Below are 16,309 nucleotides of genomic sequence, written 5' to 3'. Positions count from 1 at the left end.
GCTTATAGTGACTTAGCCCGGCAACGTTACCTGGCGAGCGTCTTAATGACAAGCCTTACTGCTCATACAGCTCAAGCGGTAAACCGTCCGGATCGTTGAAAAAAGTAAAGCGCTTCCCGGTATACGGATCGATGCGTATCGGTTCGCACTTAACCTGATGCTTTTCCAGATGCGCAACGGCGTTTTCCACATTTTCCACGCTGAAAGCCAGATGGCGCAGGCCGCAGGCTTCAGGTCGGCTTGGACGCGCCGGAGGGAAGGGAAAAGAGAAAAGCTCAATCACATACTGCCCGTTTAGCGCCAAATCGCCCTTCCATGAGTCACGCTCTTCCCGCCAGGCTTCGCTTAGCAGATCGAACCCCAGAATATCGCAGTAAAACGCCTTGCTCACCGCATAGTCTGTCGCAATGATCGCGATGTGATGAACCTGTTTTAATCCCAGCATAGCGTCTCCTTTATTGATTATCAGTACGTTACTCGTCACATTCCCGTCAGGCAAGCTAACAGGCGTGTTTTAAGACTCGTACCTGGTACACCCCGTCTTCATTCCGTTTCGCACCGTGAATATCCGTTTCAAAACCGGGATAATGCTGGCCAATCGAGCAGAGCATCAGCAGAAAATCGAGCACGGCCCGACTCTGTTGCGTAATCCTCTCGCCGGGCATCAACAGCGGAACGCCTGGCGGATAAGGCAGGAGCATATTCGCGGAAACGCGCCCTGGCAGTTGATCGAGCGCCACGGTTTCCACCTCGCCTTTGATCTGACGCTGCCAGGCCTGGTGCGGGGTCATGATCATCTCCGGTAAAACCTCGAACGCCCGCAGCATCAGCCCCGGAAGATCGTGCTGGCGGATCAGTTTATGGATCCCCTGCGCCAGATCCTGAATGCGCATATTGCGATAAAAATCCGGATCTTCCGCATACAGATCCGGCAACATATTTTTGACGCGCAGGTTAAGATCGTAGGCGCGTTTAAATTCCGTCAGTCCGCGCAGCAGCCCCATCGCACGGGTCTTATCAATCCCTATGCTGAACAAAAACAGCAGATTATACGGCCCGGTTTTTTCCACCACCACGCCTCGCTCATCGAGGAACTTCGCCACCAGCGCGGCGGGTATCCCCTCTTCGCTCATGTTGCCCTGTTCATCCATCCCCGGCGTCAGGATTGTCACCTTAACCGGATCGAGGAACATATGATCGTCATCAGCATCGGTGAAGCCATGCCAGGTTTCTCCCGGCGTGACCGGCCAGCATTCGGCCTCATCAACCTCTTCCGGCTGCCAGATATCAAAGAACCAGCTATCGGACTCTTCACGTAACCGCTGTACTTCTTTACGAAAATGGAGCGCCCGTTCCACCGAACGATTAATCAATCTTTTCCCTGGATTGCCGCGCAGCATCGCCGCCGCGGTCTCGATAGAGGCGACAATGGGATAGCTCGGCGATGTGGAAGTGTGCATCATAAACGCTTCGTTAAACGTCTCTTCGTCATATTCCCCTTTGATATGAATAAGCGACGCCTGCGAAAAAGCCGCCAGCATTTTATGGGTGGATTGCGTTTCGAAAATCACTTTTCCGGGCACCCGATCGCCGCTCATCCCGCTTTTCCCCTGGTAGATCGGATGGAAATGGGTATAGGGTACCCAGGCGGAATCAAAATGGATCGAGGGAACGTCCAGCATCTGCTTGATCCAGTTAGTGTTATACAGCAGACCATCGTAAGTCGAATTGGTGATAACCGCATGAACCGGCCATTGCGCCTGCGCGGTTTCCGCCACCTTACGCGCAATGCTGTCGCGGGTAAATTCACGCTTAGGAATACCGCCGAGAATACCGAGCGCATTGCGCGTCGGCTTCAACCAGAGAGGCACCACATCGCTCATCATCAGCAAATGCGCCAGCGATTTATGGCAATTACGATCAATAAGTAGCGTACTTCCCGCAGGCGCGGCATACATACCGACAATTTTATTCGAGGTCGACGTACCGTTCGTCACCATATAACTCTGCTCGGCGCCAAAAGTACGGGCGATATACTCTTCCGCTTCCAGATGCGGCCCGGTGTGATCCAGCAGCGATCCCAGTTCAGTCACCGAAATCGACACATCGGCCTTTAAGGTATTGCCGCCAAAAAAGTCATAAAACAGACAGCCTGGCGGGCTTTTCTGATACGCCGTTCCCGCCATATGACCCGGCGTACAAAAGGTATATTTTCCTTCTTTGGCGTAGGTAAACAGCGCTTTGGTAAACGGCGGCGTAATATTATCGAGATATTCGTTTGTATATTGATGAATGCGCGTCGCGATATCTTCAGCCAGCCCCAATGCATACTCAAAAAACCACAGCGCCATGCGCATATCGTGAACGCTAACGTCCAGCGTGGAGTTGGTATTGATAAAGGCGTAGAGAGGAAGGTATTCATTTAGCTGGTTGATTTCGCTACAAAGGTCGAGACTGTATTCATCCCAGTCAAAAATAACGCCGCAGATGCGCGGGTTATGTTCAATAAACTTCAACAAGTCAACGCTATTTTGCGGCCAGATAATTTGAAATCCCAGGGATTGTAATGCACGCTCAAGCTCCTTGATGGGTTCATCTTTATAATAAACCCCGTGCGGCCCCATAATGGCGATGATGTTCATGCTTTCTCCTGAAAAAACCTGAGATAAGCATAGTAACAATCCTGCCGATGCAAAGCACCGACAGGATTTATCTTATTACAATGCGTTCCATGCATCGGCCCAGGCAATCCCTACGCCGGGCTCATAGTAGGCAGGCGCAACATTACACCATGAGCCTTCCGGGAACGGTTTGCACTGGTACAATGCGCCATTACTGTTGACGATGTCGCCCGGATTCCATTTCTGGCTGCTGCTCCAGGCAGGATAGCTGGTGGTCTTATCTTCGTCATCCGCAGCGGCGGCCTTCGCTTTCACATTCAGCGTATAAACCGCTGTACTGGAGAGCGTACCGTCGCTAACGGTCAGATTCACCACATACTGGGTGTTCTGAGTGACATCCGGCGCGTTGAAAATCACAACGGCTTTATCCTGGCCGCTCAGCGTTTTGCCATCCTGTGACATCCAGGTATAGGTGAGCTTGTCGCCATTCGCGTCGGTCGATCCTTCCGCGCTGAGTGAAACCGGGCTACCGGCTTCCACCGCCCCGACCGGTCCGGCAATGCGCGCGACTGGCGCCACGTTTTCATCCGTCACTGGCGCCGGAGTTGGCGTGACATCCGGTTCAGTGGTTCCGCTATCATCGACGACATTAACGTTGAAATAATGCTGTACACATTTCGTGTAGTCGCCCTCTTTAAAGGCGGTATACGGCGTCTGATATCCCACTAACTGGCAGGAATAGGTTTTACCGTCCGCAGTATCGGCGCTCCAGCCCCAGTCTTGTTCCCAATAGATCGGTAACGCGCCAGCGCCGCCTTCATCGAACTGCTTCATCTTTTTACAGCCCAACACTTCGTCAGCCGGCACCGGCACTTTCAGGTAGTTGGCAAACTCTTTGTAGTAGGCGATACGGTTAAGCGACTGCGCATTCTCATCTGCGCCGCCGCACTCCACGCCGCCATTGATGATTTGAATGGTGACGCCGAAACCTGATACCAGGCCGTTTGCTTTATCGCGATCGTTTGGCTGCCAGGTACCGTCAATCACATGTAGCATAGACGGCTTCGGCGGCTGCGGATACACAAAGAAGAAGACGGCGCTCGCCAGGTTCATCCAGGTATCCGCAACCAGCTCGGGTTTATCCAGCAGAGGGCGAACGTCGCCATACATCGCGTCAGAGAAAGGCCCATAGTTGTAGTTATAAGAAAGCTGTTTTGCCCCGCGACCAAAATAGCTGAGGAAATCGCCGTCCTTATCTTTACCGCACGGCCAGGTCTGGCCCTGCCATACATCCGGGTTACATTCGCCGTTGTAGCCGCCTTTCTGCCCTTCTGTCCAGCCGACTTCGCGCAGATAGACCAGCGCCTGACGCCATTCCGGAATGTCACGCCAGCTTTCGTGACCGCCCGTCTCCTGGGCAAAATGCGCAAACATAGTAGCCAGGGTTTTACGGCAGATAGCGTCGCTATCGCGTCCATCGGTGTAGGTACCACAAACCGCCGGGAATTTACCTATCGCTTTCAGGAAGTTAGAGTAAGTGTATTCCGGCGCGCGCATCGGGAACAGATAATCCCAGTCGGCCTCTTTCAGAATACTTTCAACGCGTTTTACGTTTGCCGGGTTAGCGGCGCGCCCCGGTTCGATTTGTTCGACCGCGCTGTTATCCAACGTCTGGATAGAGGATTTCACTGCCTCCATTAACGGAAAATCCGTCAGCGCTTTCTCTTTCGCCGCCAGATCGCTGGCGTTGATGGTCATTGGCTCACTACTGCTAAGCAGCGGCGCGGCCTGCGCACCGGATAAGCTCAACATGATTCCTGCCGCCACGGCGCTGAGCGCCAGTGTTTTTTGCAATCCCATAATTTTCTCCTTGAAGGGTAGTTCACTGCCTGCCCTGGCCACACGCCTGGCAGTTGCTACAGTGTCAGGGAGAACATGCCGTTGCGTTTAATCACATCAACTCATCGGCGTCTCATTTTTCCTCGTCCAAAAAAAAGAGGCCGGATTATCCGGCCTCCTGGGAAAAATGAGGTAAATGATTAGGCGTAACCGTAGCTCATCAAACGCTGGTAACGACGGTTTTTTAAATCATCGGTGCTTAACACATCGAGATCGGCTAAATCTTCCAGCAGCTGCGCTTTTAGCGATGCCGCCATCGCTTCCGGATTACGGTGCGCGCCGCCCAGCGGCTCCGGAATGATGGAATCGATTAGCTTCAGCTCTTTCAGACGCGGCGCGATGATGCCCATCGCTTCAGCAGCCAATGGCGCTTTGTCGGCGCTCTTCCACAAAATAGAGGCGCAACCTTCCGGGGAGATAACGGAATAGGTGCTGTATTGCAGCATATTCACTTTATCACCCACGCCAATCGCCAATGCGCCGCCGGAGCCGCCTTCGCCAATCACGGTGCAGATGACCGGTACGTTCAGACGAGACATCTCACGCAGGTTGCGGGCGATGGCTTCAGACTGACCACGCTCTTCCGCGCCCACGCCAGGGTAAGCGCCCGGGGTGTCGATGAAGGTGATAATCGGCATGTTGAAGCGTTCAGCCATTTCCATCAGGCGCAGCGCTTTGCGGTAGCCTTCCGGCGCTGGCATGCCAAAGTTACGACGAATTTTTTCTTTGGTTTCACGACCTTTCTGATGACCAATGATCATCACCGGCCGCCCTTCCAGACGCGCGATACCGCCGACGATGGCTTTGTCATCAGCATAGGCGCGATCGCCCGCCAGCTCATCAAACTCATCAAACGCCAGACGGACATAATCCAGGGTGTACGGACGCTGCGGATGGCGCGCCAGTTGGGCTACCTGCCATGCGCCGAGATCGGCGAAGATTTTGCGCGTCAGTTCTACGCTTTTTTCGCGCAGGCGATGGACTTCTTCATCGATATTAATATCCAGTTTCTCATCCTGGCGGCTTACCGCAGTCAGAGAATCGATTTTCGCTTCCAGCTCTGCTATCGGCTGTTCAAAATCAAGGAAATTCAGACTCATAGTATTCCTGTATTAGTCAAACTCCAGTTCCACCTGCTCCGAACCAATGAGGCCACGCAGATCGTTAAGTAAACGATCGCTCGGAGAGACACGCCACGTTGCGCCAAAACGCAGCCGCGCACGCGCATCCGCCCTCTGATAGTAGAGATGTACTGGAATGGTCCCCGAGCGGTGGGGTTCCAGAGACTGACGGAGTCGGTTTAAAAGCTGGTCATCAATTTGCCTGTCCGTCAGCGAGATAGCAAGCCCGCGAGCGTATTTTTCGCGAGCTTCGTCAATATCCATCACTTCGCGGGCGGTCATTTTAAGCCCCCCGCTGAAGTCATCAAAGCTGACCTGTCCGCTGACGATAAGTATGCGGTCTTTTTCCAGCAACTGCTGGTATTTATCCAGCGCGTCGGTAAATAACATCACTTCCAGACGCCCGGAACGGTCATCCAGCGTACAGATGCCGATACGATTGCCGCGCTTGGTGACCATAACCCTTGCGGCAATCACGAGCCCCGCAGCCGTGGTGACTTTACCACGTTCTGTCGGATGCATGTCTTTGAGCCTTACCCCGCCGACATAGCGCTCAATTTCTTTTAAATACTGATTGATGGGGTGGCCCGTCAGGTACAGCCCCAACGTTTCACGTTCCCCATCTAACACCACCTGCTCCGGCCACGGCTGGCAGCTGGCATAGGATTGTTCGATTTGCTCCGGCTCTTCCGCCAGCACGCCGAACATATCCGCCTGACCGATAGCTTCCGCTTTAGCGTGCTGGTCGGCGGCTTTCAGCGCATCGCCCAATGAGTTCATCAGCGCGGCGCGGTGCGGCCCCAGGCGGTCGAACGCCCCGGACATGATCAGCTTTTCCAGCACCCGGCGGTTGAGCTTTTTGGTGTCGGTCCGCGCGCACAGATCAAACAGTTCGCGGAAATAGCCGCCCTGATTACGCGCGTCGATGATCGCTTCGATCGGCCCTTCGCCGACGCCTTTGATCGCGCCGATACCGTAGACGATCTCGCCCTCATCGTTAACGTGGAAATGGTACAATCCGGAGTTAATATCCGGCGGCAGAATTTTCAGTCCCATCCGCCAGCACTCGTCCACCAGGCCGACGACCTTCTCGGTGTTGTCCATATCGGCAGTCATCACCGCCGCCATAAATTCAGCCGGATAGTGCGCCTTTAGCCATAGCGTCTGGTAAGAAACCAGCGCATAAGCGGCGGAGTGCGATTTGTTAAACCCGTAACCGGCGAATTTCTCCACCAGGTCAAAGATTTTCATCGCCAGTTCGCCGTCGATACCGTTCTTTTTCGCGCCCTCTTCAAAAACGGAACGCTGTTTGGCCATCTCCTCCGGCTTTTTCTTACCCATCGCACGACGCAGCATATCCGCGCCGCCGAGAGTATACCCGGAAAGTACCTGGGCAATCTGCATCACCTGTTCCTGATACAGAATGATGCCGTAGGTCGGCTCCAGTACCGGCTTCAGGCTTTCATGCTGCCACTGAACGTCCGGGTAAGAGAGTTCTTCACGACCGTGCTTACGGTCGATAAAGTTATCTACCATCCCTGACTGCAACGGGCCGGGACGGAACAGGGCCACCAGTGCGATCATATCTTCAAAGCAGTCTGGCTGCAGACGTTTGATCAGATCTTTCATGCCGCGCGATTCAAGCTGGAAGACCGCCGTGGTTTCCGAGCGCTGCAGCATGTCGAAGCTTTTTTTATCGTCCAGCGGAATGGCGGCGATATCCAGCGGCGGCTCGCCGTTTTTCTCGCGCCGCTTGTTGATCATCTCCAGCGCCCAGTTGATGATGGTCAGCGTACGCAAACCGAGGAAGTCGAACTTCACCAGCCCGGCATATTCCACGTCGCTTTTATCAAACTGGGTAACCGGATGCTTGCCCTCTTCATCGCAGTACAGCGGCGCAAAGTCGGTAATTTTGGTCGGCGCGATGACCACGCCGCCAGCGTGCTTACCGGCGTTACGCGTGACGCCTTCAAGCTTACGCGCCATATCGATCAGCGCTCTGACCTCTTCATCCGCCTCGTAAATTTCCGGCAGTTGCGGTTCCGCTTCAAAGGCTTTTGCCAGCGTCATGCCCGGATCGGGCGGCACCAGCTTCGAGATACGATCGACAAAACCGTACGGATGCCCCAGCACGCGGCCCACATCGCGGATAACGGCTTTCGCCGCCATCGTACCGAAGGTGATAATCTGCGATACCGCATCACGCCCGTACATGTCTGCGACGTGCTCAATCACCTGGTCGCGTTTCTCCATACAGAAGTCGACGTCGAAGTCAGGCATCGAGACACGTTCCGGGTTCAGGAAACGTTCGAACAGCAGGTCAAATTCCAGCGGATCAAGGTCGGTAATTTTCAGCGCGTAGGCCACCAACGAACCGGCCCCGGAACCACGTCCCGGCCCTACCGGCACGCCGTTATCTTTTGACCACTGGATAAACTCCATCACGATGAGGAAGTAGCCAGGGAACCCCATCTGGTTGATAACCTGTAGTTCAATATCCAGACGCTCGTCATATTCCGGGCGACGCTTTTTGCGCTCTTCTTCGTCCGGAAACAGGAAAGCCAGACGCTCTTCCAGCCCCTCTTTCGCTTTTTTGACCAGATAATCTTCGGTGGTCATATCGCCGGTCGGGAACTGCGGCAGGAAATATTCACCCAGACGCACCGTTACGTTGCAGCGTTTGGCAATCTCCACCGTATTTTCCAGCGCCTCCGGAATATCGGAGAACAGCTCGCACATTTCTTCTTCACTGCGCATATACTGCTGCGGTGAATAATTGCGTGGACGTTTAGGATCGTCGAGGGTGAAACCGTCGTGGATCGCGACACGAATCTCATGGGCGTCAAAATCATCGCTTTCAAGGAAACGGACATCGTTTGTCGCGACAACCGGCAAACCACGTGCCTCAGCCAGTTCAACCGCAGCATGGAGATAGGTCTCTTCATCCTGTCTGCCGGTGCGGATCAGTTCCAGAAAGTAGCGATCGGGAAAATGCGTTTCATAGAAAGCAACGCACTCCTCCACCAGCGCCTGGTTGCCGCGTAGCAGACAGCGGCCTACGTCGCCCATGCGTCCGCCGGAAATCAGGATCAAACCTTCTTTAAGCTCTACCAGCCAGTCGCGCTCGATAATCGGGCCTGCCGCGCCGTAGCCGCGCTGATACGCTTTCGAGATCAGCAACGTCAGGTTCTGGTATCCCGTATTATTCGCCGCCAGTACCGTCAGATGAGTCAGCTCATCTCCCAGCAGTTCGTTGTGAACATTAAAGTCCGCCCCGACGATGGGTTTAATGCCCGCGCCATGACCCGCTCCGTAGAACTTCACCAGACCGCAGAGGTTGGTAAAATCGGTGATCGCCAGCGCAGGCATACCTAATGAGGCCGCCTTTTTCACCAGCGGCCCGGTCTTCGCCAGCCCATCGATCATAGAGTAGTCGCTGTGCACCCGCAGGTGAACGAAACGTGGTTCAGACATCTTCAGATTTCTCGATACAAGAATCAGGACACAAGTCCCAGAGCGCGTTTAACAGGCGCAAAACTGCGTCGGTGGTGCGCCGTCGCGCCATACTGTGCCAACTTTTCCAGATGAAAAGCGGTTGGATACCCTTTGTGCTGCGCAAAGCCATACTGAGGAAAAACGATATCCAGCGCCGCCATTTCTGCGTCGCGGGTGACTTTCGCCAGAATAGACGCCGCGCTAATCTCCGCTACGCGGCTGTCGCCTTTCACCACGGCCATTGACGGCACAGGCAGTTCCGGACAGCGATTGCCGTCGATCAGCACATATTCTGGCGCAATATGCAGACCAGCGACAGCGCGCTGCATGGCGAGCATGGTGGCGTGCAAAATATTCAGCTCATCAATTTCATGCGCTTCCGCGCGTCCCAGACTCCAGCTTAACGCCTTTTCTTTAATCTCGTCATACAATGACAGACGACGCTTTTCAGACAATTTTTTGGAATCATTCAGACCGACGATCGGACGAGCCGGATCGAGGATCACGGCGGCGGTCACTACGGCGCCCACCAGCGGGCCACGGCCCACTTCATCCACACCCGCCACTAAATGGGTGTGTGGATAAACAAATTCGATCATTGCGCTAACTCCAGGACGGCATCTGCCGCCTGCTCATCGGCATTACAGCGGATCTGCTGATGCAGTTCACGGAAGGTGTCGTGCATCGCATGGCTGGTTTTACCGTTCGCCAGTAGCGGCAACAGCGCTTCGGCGAGTTTTTGCGGTTCGCACTCTTCCTGCAACAGCTCTTTGACTAATTCTCTTCCCGCCAGCAGGTTAGGCAAAGACACATACTCCGTTTTCACCAGACGTTTCGCCAGCCAGAAAGTGAAGGGCTTCATACGATATCCCACTACCATCGGGCATTTTGCCAGCATACACTCCAGCGCCGCCGTACCCGAGGCCAGCAGAGCCGCGTCGCTGGCGATCATCGCCTCGCGCGCCATGCCGTCCAGCAAATGAACGGCGAGATCCGGCGCAACCTCCGCTTTAATTTTTTCAAACTGCTCGCGGCGTTTCGCGTTCACCAGAGGCACGACCACTTCCAGATCGGGATAGCGCTGTCGCAGCAATTGTGCGGTTTTCAGGAAGTCGGCGCTGAGCATTTCCACTTCCGCGCCACGGCTGCCTGGCAGTAGCGCCAGACAATGGGCGTCATGCGGGATACCCAGCACGTCGCGCGCCGCATTTTTATCCGGGTCCAGCGGCATGGCATCCGCCATGGTGTGACCGATAAAGCGGCACGGGACGTTAAATTTATCGTAAAACGCTTTTTCGAAAGGCAGAAAAGCCAGCACCATATGGGTGGATCTGCCTATTTTGAAAACGCGTTTCTGTCGCCAGGCCCAAACGGACGGGCTGACATAATGAATGGTCTTAATCCCTTGTTTTTTCAGATTACCTTCGAGGGTAATATTGAAATCAGGGGCGTCAATCCCGACAAAGACATCGGGCTTGAGTTCGGTAAAACGGCGGGTCAGATCGGCGCGGATATGCAACAAACGGCGTAAACGTCCGAGCACTTCAACAATGCCCATGACCGCCAGTTCTTCCATTTCGTACCAGGCTTCACACCCTTCGGCCTGCATACGCGGCCCCGCAACGCCCACAAAACGGGCGTTGGGTACGCGCGCTTTCAGCGCACGAATTAAGCCTGCGCCAAGAATATCGCCGGACGTTTCACCGGCGACCAGGGCAATCGTTAAAGGACGCTGTGCCGCCATTAACGAATCGGACCACGCGTTGAACGCTCAAAGAACTCGGTAAACGCCTTCACTTCCGGATGCTTTTCAGCAAGTTCAGCGATTTCCAGCTTCGCTTCGTCGAGCGTTTTACCACTGCGGTACAACAGTTTGTAGGCATTACGAATCGCCACCAGCCCTTCACGGCTAAAGCCGCGACGCTTCAGCCCTTCGATATTTACCCCGAACGGCGTCGCATGGTTACCCTGCGCAATCACATACGGAGGGACATCCTGCGCCACGCCGGAGCAGCCGCCGACCATCACATGCGCACCGATAATGCAGAATTGATGAACTGCCGTCATACCGCCGATGATCGCAAAATCATCGACTGATACGTGCCCCGCCAGCGTGGCGTTGTTGGCGAGGATACAGCGATTACCTACCGTACAATCATGTGCGACATGCGCATTGATCATCAGCAGGTTATCGCTACCCACCTTCGTCAACCCACCGCCCTGCACTGTACCACGATGAATGGTGACGCTTTCGCGGATGCGGTTACGATCGCCAATTTCCACACGGGTCGGCTCACCCGCATATTTCAGATCCTGGTTCACTTCACCGATGGAGGCAAACTGATAAATCTCGTTGTCGCGGCCGATTTTGGTTTGACCATTCACGACCACATGAGACTTCAGTACGGTTCCCTCACCAATTTCGACCTGCGGCCCAACAATACAAAAGGGACCAATGTGGGCATTAGCGCCAATTACAGCGCCGTCTTCCACAATGGCGGTAGGATGAATAAAGGCGGATTTATCAATCACGAATCAGGCCTCCCGGCTACGAGCACACATCATGGTTGCTTCGCACACAACTTTACCGTCGACCAGCGCAACCCCTTTAAAGCGGGTCAGGCCACGGCGCGTTTTCTCGAAAGTGACTTCCATGATCATCTGATCGCCTGGCACCACCGGACGCTTAAAGCGCGCTTCATCAATACCCGCGAAATAATACAGTTCGCCAGGTTCCAGTTTACCAACGCTTTTAAACGCCAGAATACCGGTTGCCTGCGCCATCGCTTCCAGAATCAGCACGCCTGGCAAAATCGGTTTGCCCGGGAAGTGTCCCTGGAAAAACGGCTCGTTGACGGAGACATTTTTCACCGCACGCAGAAAACGACCTTCTTCAAAGTCCAGCACGCGATCGACCAGTAAAAACGGAAAACGGTGCGGCAGAAGCTCTAAAATCTCTTCAATCTGCAGAGTATGAGTGTTAGTAGTCAAAATACTCTTCCTGTCCAAATATACAAAAAGGCAATAATAACACGGCCTGCCGCAATCGTATGAATGTGACAGGCCGGAAAAGAATGGCAACTACAAGGCGGAACGTTAGTCTTGTTGATTAACCTTGCGCTCAATCGCTTTGAGACGCTTGCTCATATCATCAATGTTCATCACCAGTGCAGCAGTTTTACGCCATACTTTGTTGGGTTGCAGCGGAATGCCTGAGGAGTAGACGCCCGGTTCCGTGATGGGACGCATCACCATACCCATGCCAGTTACCGTGACTTTGTCGCATATTTCCATATGCCCATTGATCACGCTGGCGCCGCCAATCATGCAGTAACGGCCAATCTTCAGGCTACCCGCCATAATGACGCCACCGGCAACTGCCGTATTGTCGCCAATCACGACGTTATGTGCAATCTGGCACTGATTATCAATAATCACGCCATTGCCAATAACAGTATCATCCAACGCGCCACGGTCAATGGTGGTACAAGCGCCGATCTCGACACGATCGCCAATAATGACCCGGCCCAGTTGTGGGATCTTCACCCAGTTGCCACGATCGTTAGCGTAGCCAAAACCGTCCGCGCCGATCACCGTACTGGACTGGATCAGGCAATTCTCACCGATCTGAATGTCGTGGTAAATCGTTACGTTCGCCCACAAGCGTGAACCCGCCCCGATTTTGCTATTTTTTCCGACGAAACAGCCTGCGCCGATAACCACGTTATCGCCCAGTTGTACGCCAGATTCAATCACCGCATTCGCGCCGACTGAAACATTGCTACCCAGCGTTGCCGTCGCATCAATCACGGCGCTTGGCGCGATATTCTGCGCGGGCTGCGGCGTAGTATCTAAAATTTGCGCCATGCGCGCGTAGGTCAGGTAGGGATTTTTAACTACCAGCGCCGCGCTCTTGGCAAAAGGAAGATCGTCCTGCGTCATGACAACCGCAGAAGCCTGGCATAAACCTAAGTGTTCACGGTACTTAGGATTTACCATAAACGTAATGTGGCCTGTTGTTGCAGATTGCATGGACGCAACGCCGGTGATGACGATATCGCCATCACCGTGTAATTCTGCATCCAACTGTTCTGCTAAGTCAGCCAGTCGAATTGAAGGCATTACTTATTTAACCTGTTTCAGTACGTCAGCGGTGATGTCTTTCACATCGCTGCTGTTGTAAGCAACGGTGTTTGCGTCTACCACCAGATCGATACTCTGGTCGTTAGCCACTTTTTTCACCGCAGTCTGGATACGAGTCACCAGTTTGTTGCGTTCTTCGTTGGAACGACGAGCGCGATCTTTCTCAAAAGCCTGCGCTTTTTGTGCGAAAGTCTGGCGCTGAGACATCACGTCTTTTTCCAGCTTAGTACGATCGCTACCTGCTTTCATGGATTGCAGACGCTGCATTTTAGATTGCAGATCGGTTTCCATTTTTTGCAGTTCAGCCGCACGGCCTTTAAATTCGTTTTCCAGTGTATTGGATACACCCGTCTTCTGCGCAACCTGTTGGAACAGATTACCCATGTTGACGATTGCAATTTTGTCAGCAGCCTGTGCGGACGTTACCATCGCCAAACCAAGACCTGCAGCTAATAACCACTTTTTCACAATAAACTCCTTACCATCCCATTTGCACCCGAAGGTACAGCTCTTTGCGTGGCCTGGCGATCCCTGGGGGCATCGCCAAAAGTCATCGCTACACTACCAATGCATTCCTTTGCAGTGAACAATTACCAGGTTTTACCAATGTTAAACTGGAACTGCTCGGCTTTGTCTCCATCGTACTTTTTAAACGGCTGGGCGTAGGAGAAGACCAACGGCCCCAATGGGGACATCCATTGTAATGCGATACCCGCGGACATACGGATGTTGCCTGGATCGCTGTAATCCGGTACATCTGACGGCGCAGATGACGGATCCCAGTTCGTATCCCAAACGGTACCCATATCCCAGAAGAAGGAGGTACGAACCGAGTTGGCATACTTTTCGCTGATGAACGGCGTCGGGGTAATAAATTCCAGGCTGGCGACAGCCATGGCATTACCACCTACCGCATCATCTGATTTACAGCCTGATTCCTGAGTACAGTCTTCGTAATCATCATTATCGTCCCAACTAGTGTGGGCGCCATTTTTATAGACCGCTTTCGGGCCGATAGTATTCGACTGGAAACCACGCACGGTACTGGAACCACCGGCATAGAAGTTCTCATAGAACGGCATTTCCTTGCCGCCTAAACCATCGCCATAACCCCAACGAGTACGCCCCAGAACCACCCACTTGTGATCGTTATCGATAGGCACATAGGTCGCGGTATCCAGCGACACTTTGTAGTATTCGTTGTCGGAACCTGGGATCGTCACCTTACCCGTCAGGTTGACTCGCGAGCCGTCCGTCGGGAAATAACCACGGTCAAGCTTGTTATAGGTCCAGCCGTAGTTAAAGGTGAAGTCGTCGGCAGCAAAATCGCTGGCATCAGGGTCGCCCATCGATTCAAGATAACGATCCATCGCGATCTGCGGCTGCATGTTGGACAGTTTGTTATGGACATAACCCAGACCAGCACGCAACGTGTTGTACTCATTGATGGGGAAGCCAAGCGTCACATCCGTACCGTAACTCTTGTTGGTATAGTCGGACAGGTCGGCATCATCCGCTTCAAAGTCGTTATAGAAGATACGACCACCGAGGCTCACGCCGTCAACGGTAAAGTATGGGTTAGTAACGGACAGTTCGCTGTAGGTCTGGTAGTCGTTTTTGGTACCGTTAATCCCCACGGAATAACCGGTACCTAACCAGTTGTCCTGCTGAACGCCGGCCTGGAAGCTAACGCCGCTTTCTGTACCGTAACCGATACCGAAGTTAAAGCTACCGGTGTTGCGCTCTTTAACCTTGTACACCACATCAACCTGATCCGGGCTACCCGGAACGCGCTGCGTGTCGGTGTCGACGGTTTCAAAGAAGCCGAGACGGTTCAGACGCTCTTTCCCCTGGTCAACCAGGTCGCTGCCCAGCCACGCCCCTTCCATCTGGCGCATTTCACGGCGCAGAACGGAATCTTTTGAGGTATCGTTGCCTTCAAAGCGGATCTTACGCACGTAGAAACGGTTGCCCGCATCGACGTTCACGCGCAGTTTTACGGTTTTGTCAGCATCGTTAATTTCAGGCTGTGACTGCACGCGCGGATAGGCGTAACCATAGCGACCCAGAAGCTTTTTGATGTCATCTTCCATTTTGGTCACTTTGGTGCCGTTATAGAGCTCGCCCGGTTCAATTTTCGTCAGTTTCTCAATTTCAGCGGAATGTCCGGCCAGGTTACCGCTCACCTGAACCCCGGAAAGCTTGTACTGATCGCCTTCTGTGATATTGACGGTGATGTAGATCCCTTTCTTATCCGGCGTCAGACTCACTTGCGTGGAGTCAATATTGAAACGCGCGTAGCCGCGATCCAGATAGTAGCTGCGCAAGGTTTCAAGGTCGCCCGCCAGCTTCTGTTTCTGGTATTTACGATCGCCGACGACGTTCCACCACGGCACTTCGTCACGCAACTGGAAATGAGAAATGAGTTCTTCGGTGCTAAAGGCATGGTTACCGACGATGTTGATCTGTTGGATCTTCGCCGATACGCCCTCCTGGAACACCAGTTTAAGATCAACACGGTTGCGCGGCAGCGGCGTGACGACCGCCTTAACGCTGGCGCTGTATTTACCTACGCTATAGTAAAAGTCTTCCAGACCTTTTTCGATATCAGACAGCGTGGTGCGATCCAGAGACTCGCCAACACGTACGCCAGACGCTTCGAGGTTTTGCTTGAGCATGTCATCTTTCACCGACTTGTTCCCGGAGAAAGTGATGCTGGCAATGGTCGGACGTTCTTTTACCTGAACCAGAAGGGTATTACCATCGCGCAGGACGCGGACGTCCTCAAAGTTGCCGGTGGCGAACAGAGCGCGAATGGTGTTACTGATATCTTCATCATTAACCGTGTCGCCTGTGCGCACCGGCATACTGAGGAGAGCCGCACCAACGGCGACTCGCTGCAGGCCTTCGAAATGAATGTCCTTCACTACGAACCCTTCAGCACCGTATACGGTGGCGCTGCTGAACAGCAGCGACGCTATGAGCAACTTTTTCATCGCCATCGTTATTATGCGTTCTTCCTAACTAACT

12 protein-coding genes are annotated in these 16,309 nt (G+C 53.6%); all 12 read right to left on the bottom strand.

Annotated features, from left to right (window positions below; genetic code table 11):
- Positions 1-55: 55 nt before the first annotated feature.
- The 12 genes from EOS97_RS14805 to bamA all read right to left on the bottom strand — a co-directional run bounded on the left by EOS97_RS14805 (position 56) and on the right by bamA (position 16,281).
- Entirely contained in the window at positions 56-445 is a 390-nt protein-coding gene (locus EOS97_RS14805) for a VOC family protein (protein WP_000901086.1), read from the bottom strand.
- A 55-nt stretch (positions 446-500) separates the two neighbouring features.
- Positions 501-2,642 (bottom strand): lysine decarboxylase LdcC, encoded by a 2,142-nt coding sequence (gene ldcC / locus EOS97_RS14800; protein ID WP_001021045.1) that lies wholly within the window; start codon positions 2,640-2,642, stop codon positions 501-503.
- A gap of 75 nt (positions 2,643-2,717) precedes the next feature.
- Complete coding sequence (locus tag EOS97_RS14795) at positions 2,718-4,481, bottom strand: chitinase (RefSeq protein WP_000524171.1); 1,764 nt, start codon at positions 4,479-4,481, stop codon at positions 2,718-2,720.
- Positions 4,482-4,660: 179 nt separating this feature from the next.
- The gene (gene accA / locus EOS97_RS14790) at positions 4,661-5,620 is read right to left on the bottom strand and encodes an acetyl-CoA carboxylase carboxyl transferase subunit alpha (RefSeq protein WP_000055753.1); all 960 of its coding nucleotides are present in this window, start codon (positions 5,618-5,620) and stop codon (positions 4,661-4,663) included.
- Between the two features lie 12 nt (positions 5,621-5,632).
- A complete protein-coding gene (gene dnaE, locus EOS97_RS14785) occupies positions 5,633-9,115 on the bottom strand; it encodes a DNA polymerase III subunit alpha (protein ID WP_001294818.1) in 3,483 nt (1,160 codons plus the stop codon).
- Between the two features lie 23 nt (positions 9,116-9,138).
- Entirely contained in the window at positions 9,139-9,735 is a 597-nt protein-coding gene (rnhB, locus tag EOS97_RS14780; RefSeq protein WP_000569412.1) for a ribonuclease HII, read from the bottom strand.
- Positions 9,732-10,880, bottom strand: a complete 1,149-nt coding sequence (gene lpxB, locus EOS97_RS14775) for a lipid-A-disaccharide synthase (RefSeq protein ID WP_000741216.1) — start codon at positions 10,878-10,880, stop codon at positions 9,732-9,734. The genes rnhB and lpxB overlap by 4 nt, the downstream gene beginning before the upstream one ends.
- Positions 10,880-11,668: an acyl-ACP--UDP-N-acetylglucosamine O-acyltransferase gene (gene lpxA, locus EOS97_RS14770; RefSeq protein WP_000565950.1), complete on the bottom strand. Its 789-nt coding sequence runs from the start codon at positions 11,666-11,668 to the stop codon at positions 10,880-10,882. Before lpxA ends, lpxB begins: the two co-directional genes overlap by 1 nt.
- Positions 11,669-11,671: 3 nt before the next feature.
- Positions 11,672-12,127, bottom strand: a complete 456-nt coding sequence (fabZ, locus tag EOS97_RS14765; RefSeq protein ID WP_000210741.1) for a 3-hydroxyacyl-ACP dehydratase FabZ — start codon at positions 12,125-12,127, stop codon at positions 11,672-11,674.
- 105 nt (positions 12,128-12,232) lie between these two features.
- The gene (lpxD, locus tag EOS97_RS14760) at positions 12,233-13,258 is read right to left on the bottom strand and encodes a UDP-3-O-(3-hydroxymyristoyl)glucosamine N-acyltransferase (RefSeq protein ID WP_001139265.1); all 1,026 of its coding nucleotides are present in this window, start codon (positions 13,256-13,258) and stop codon (positions 12,233-12,235) included.
- A 3-nt stretch (positions 13,259-13,261) separates the two neighbouring features.
- Entirely contained in the window at positions 13,262-13,747 is a 486-nt protein-coding gene (gene skp, locus EOS97_RS14755) for a molecular chaperone Skp (RefSeq protein WP_000758966.1), read from the bottom strand.
- Positions 13,748-13,869: 122 nt separating this feature from the next.
- Entirely contained in the window at positions 13,870-16,281 is a 2,412-nt protein-coding gene (bamA, locus tag EOS97_RS14750) for an outer membrane protein assembly factor BamA (protein WP_001240922.1), read from the bottom strand.
- Between the last annotated feature and the right edge of the window lie 28 nt (positions 16,282-16,309).

This window comes from Salmonella sp. SSDFZ54, from assembly GCF_004010735.1.
Taxonomy (GTDB): domain Bacteria; phylum Pseudomonadota; class Gammaproteobacteria; order Enterobacterales; family Enterobacteriaceae; genus Salmonella; species Salmonella enterica.
This window is presented reverse-complemented; position numbering and strand designations above follow the sequence as displayed.

What these genes read in the sequence shown, in the direction of transcription:
- EOS97_RS14805 (WP_000901086.1), bottom strand. Translation starts at nt 445, where the DNA reads ATGCTGGGATTAAAACAGGTTCATCACATCGCGATCATTGCGACAGAC.
- ldcC (WP_001021045.1), bottom strand. Translation starts at nt 2,642, where the DNA reads ATGAACATCATCGCCATTATGGGGCCGCACGGGGTTTATTATAAAGAT.
- EOS97_RS14795 (WP_000524171.1), bottom strand. Translation starts at nt 4,481, where the DNA reads ATGGGATTGCAAAAAACACTGGCGCTCAGCGCCGTGGCGGCAGGAATC.
- accA (WP_000055753.1), bottom strand. Translation starts at nt 5,620, where the DNA reads ATGAGTCTGAATTTCCTTGATTTTGAACAGCCGATAGCAGAGCTGGAA.
- dnaE (WP_001294818.1), bottom strand. Translation starts at nt 9,115, where the DNA reads ATGTCTGAACCACGTTTCGTTCACCTGCGGGTGCACAGCGACTACTCT.
- rnhB (WP_000569412.1), bottom strand. Translation starts at nt 9,735, where the DNA reads ATGATCGAATTTGTTTATCCACACACCCATTTAGTGGCGGGTGTGGAT.
- lpxB (WP_000741216.1), bottom strand. Translation starts at nt 10,880, where the DNA reads ATGGCGGCACAGCGTCCTTTAACGATTGCCCTGGTCGCCGGTGAAACG.
- lpxD (WP_001139265.1), bottom strand. Translation starts at nt 13,258, where the DNA reads ATGCCTTCAATTCGACTGGCTGACTTAGCAGAACAGTTGGATGCAGAA.
- bamA (WP_001240922.1), bottom strand. Translation starts at nt 16,281, where the DNA reads ATGGCGATGAAAAAGTTGCTCATAGCGTCGCTGCTGTTCAGCAGCGCC.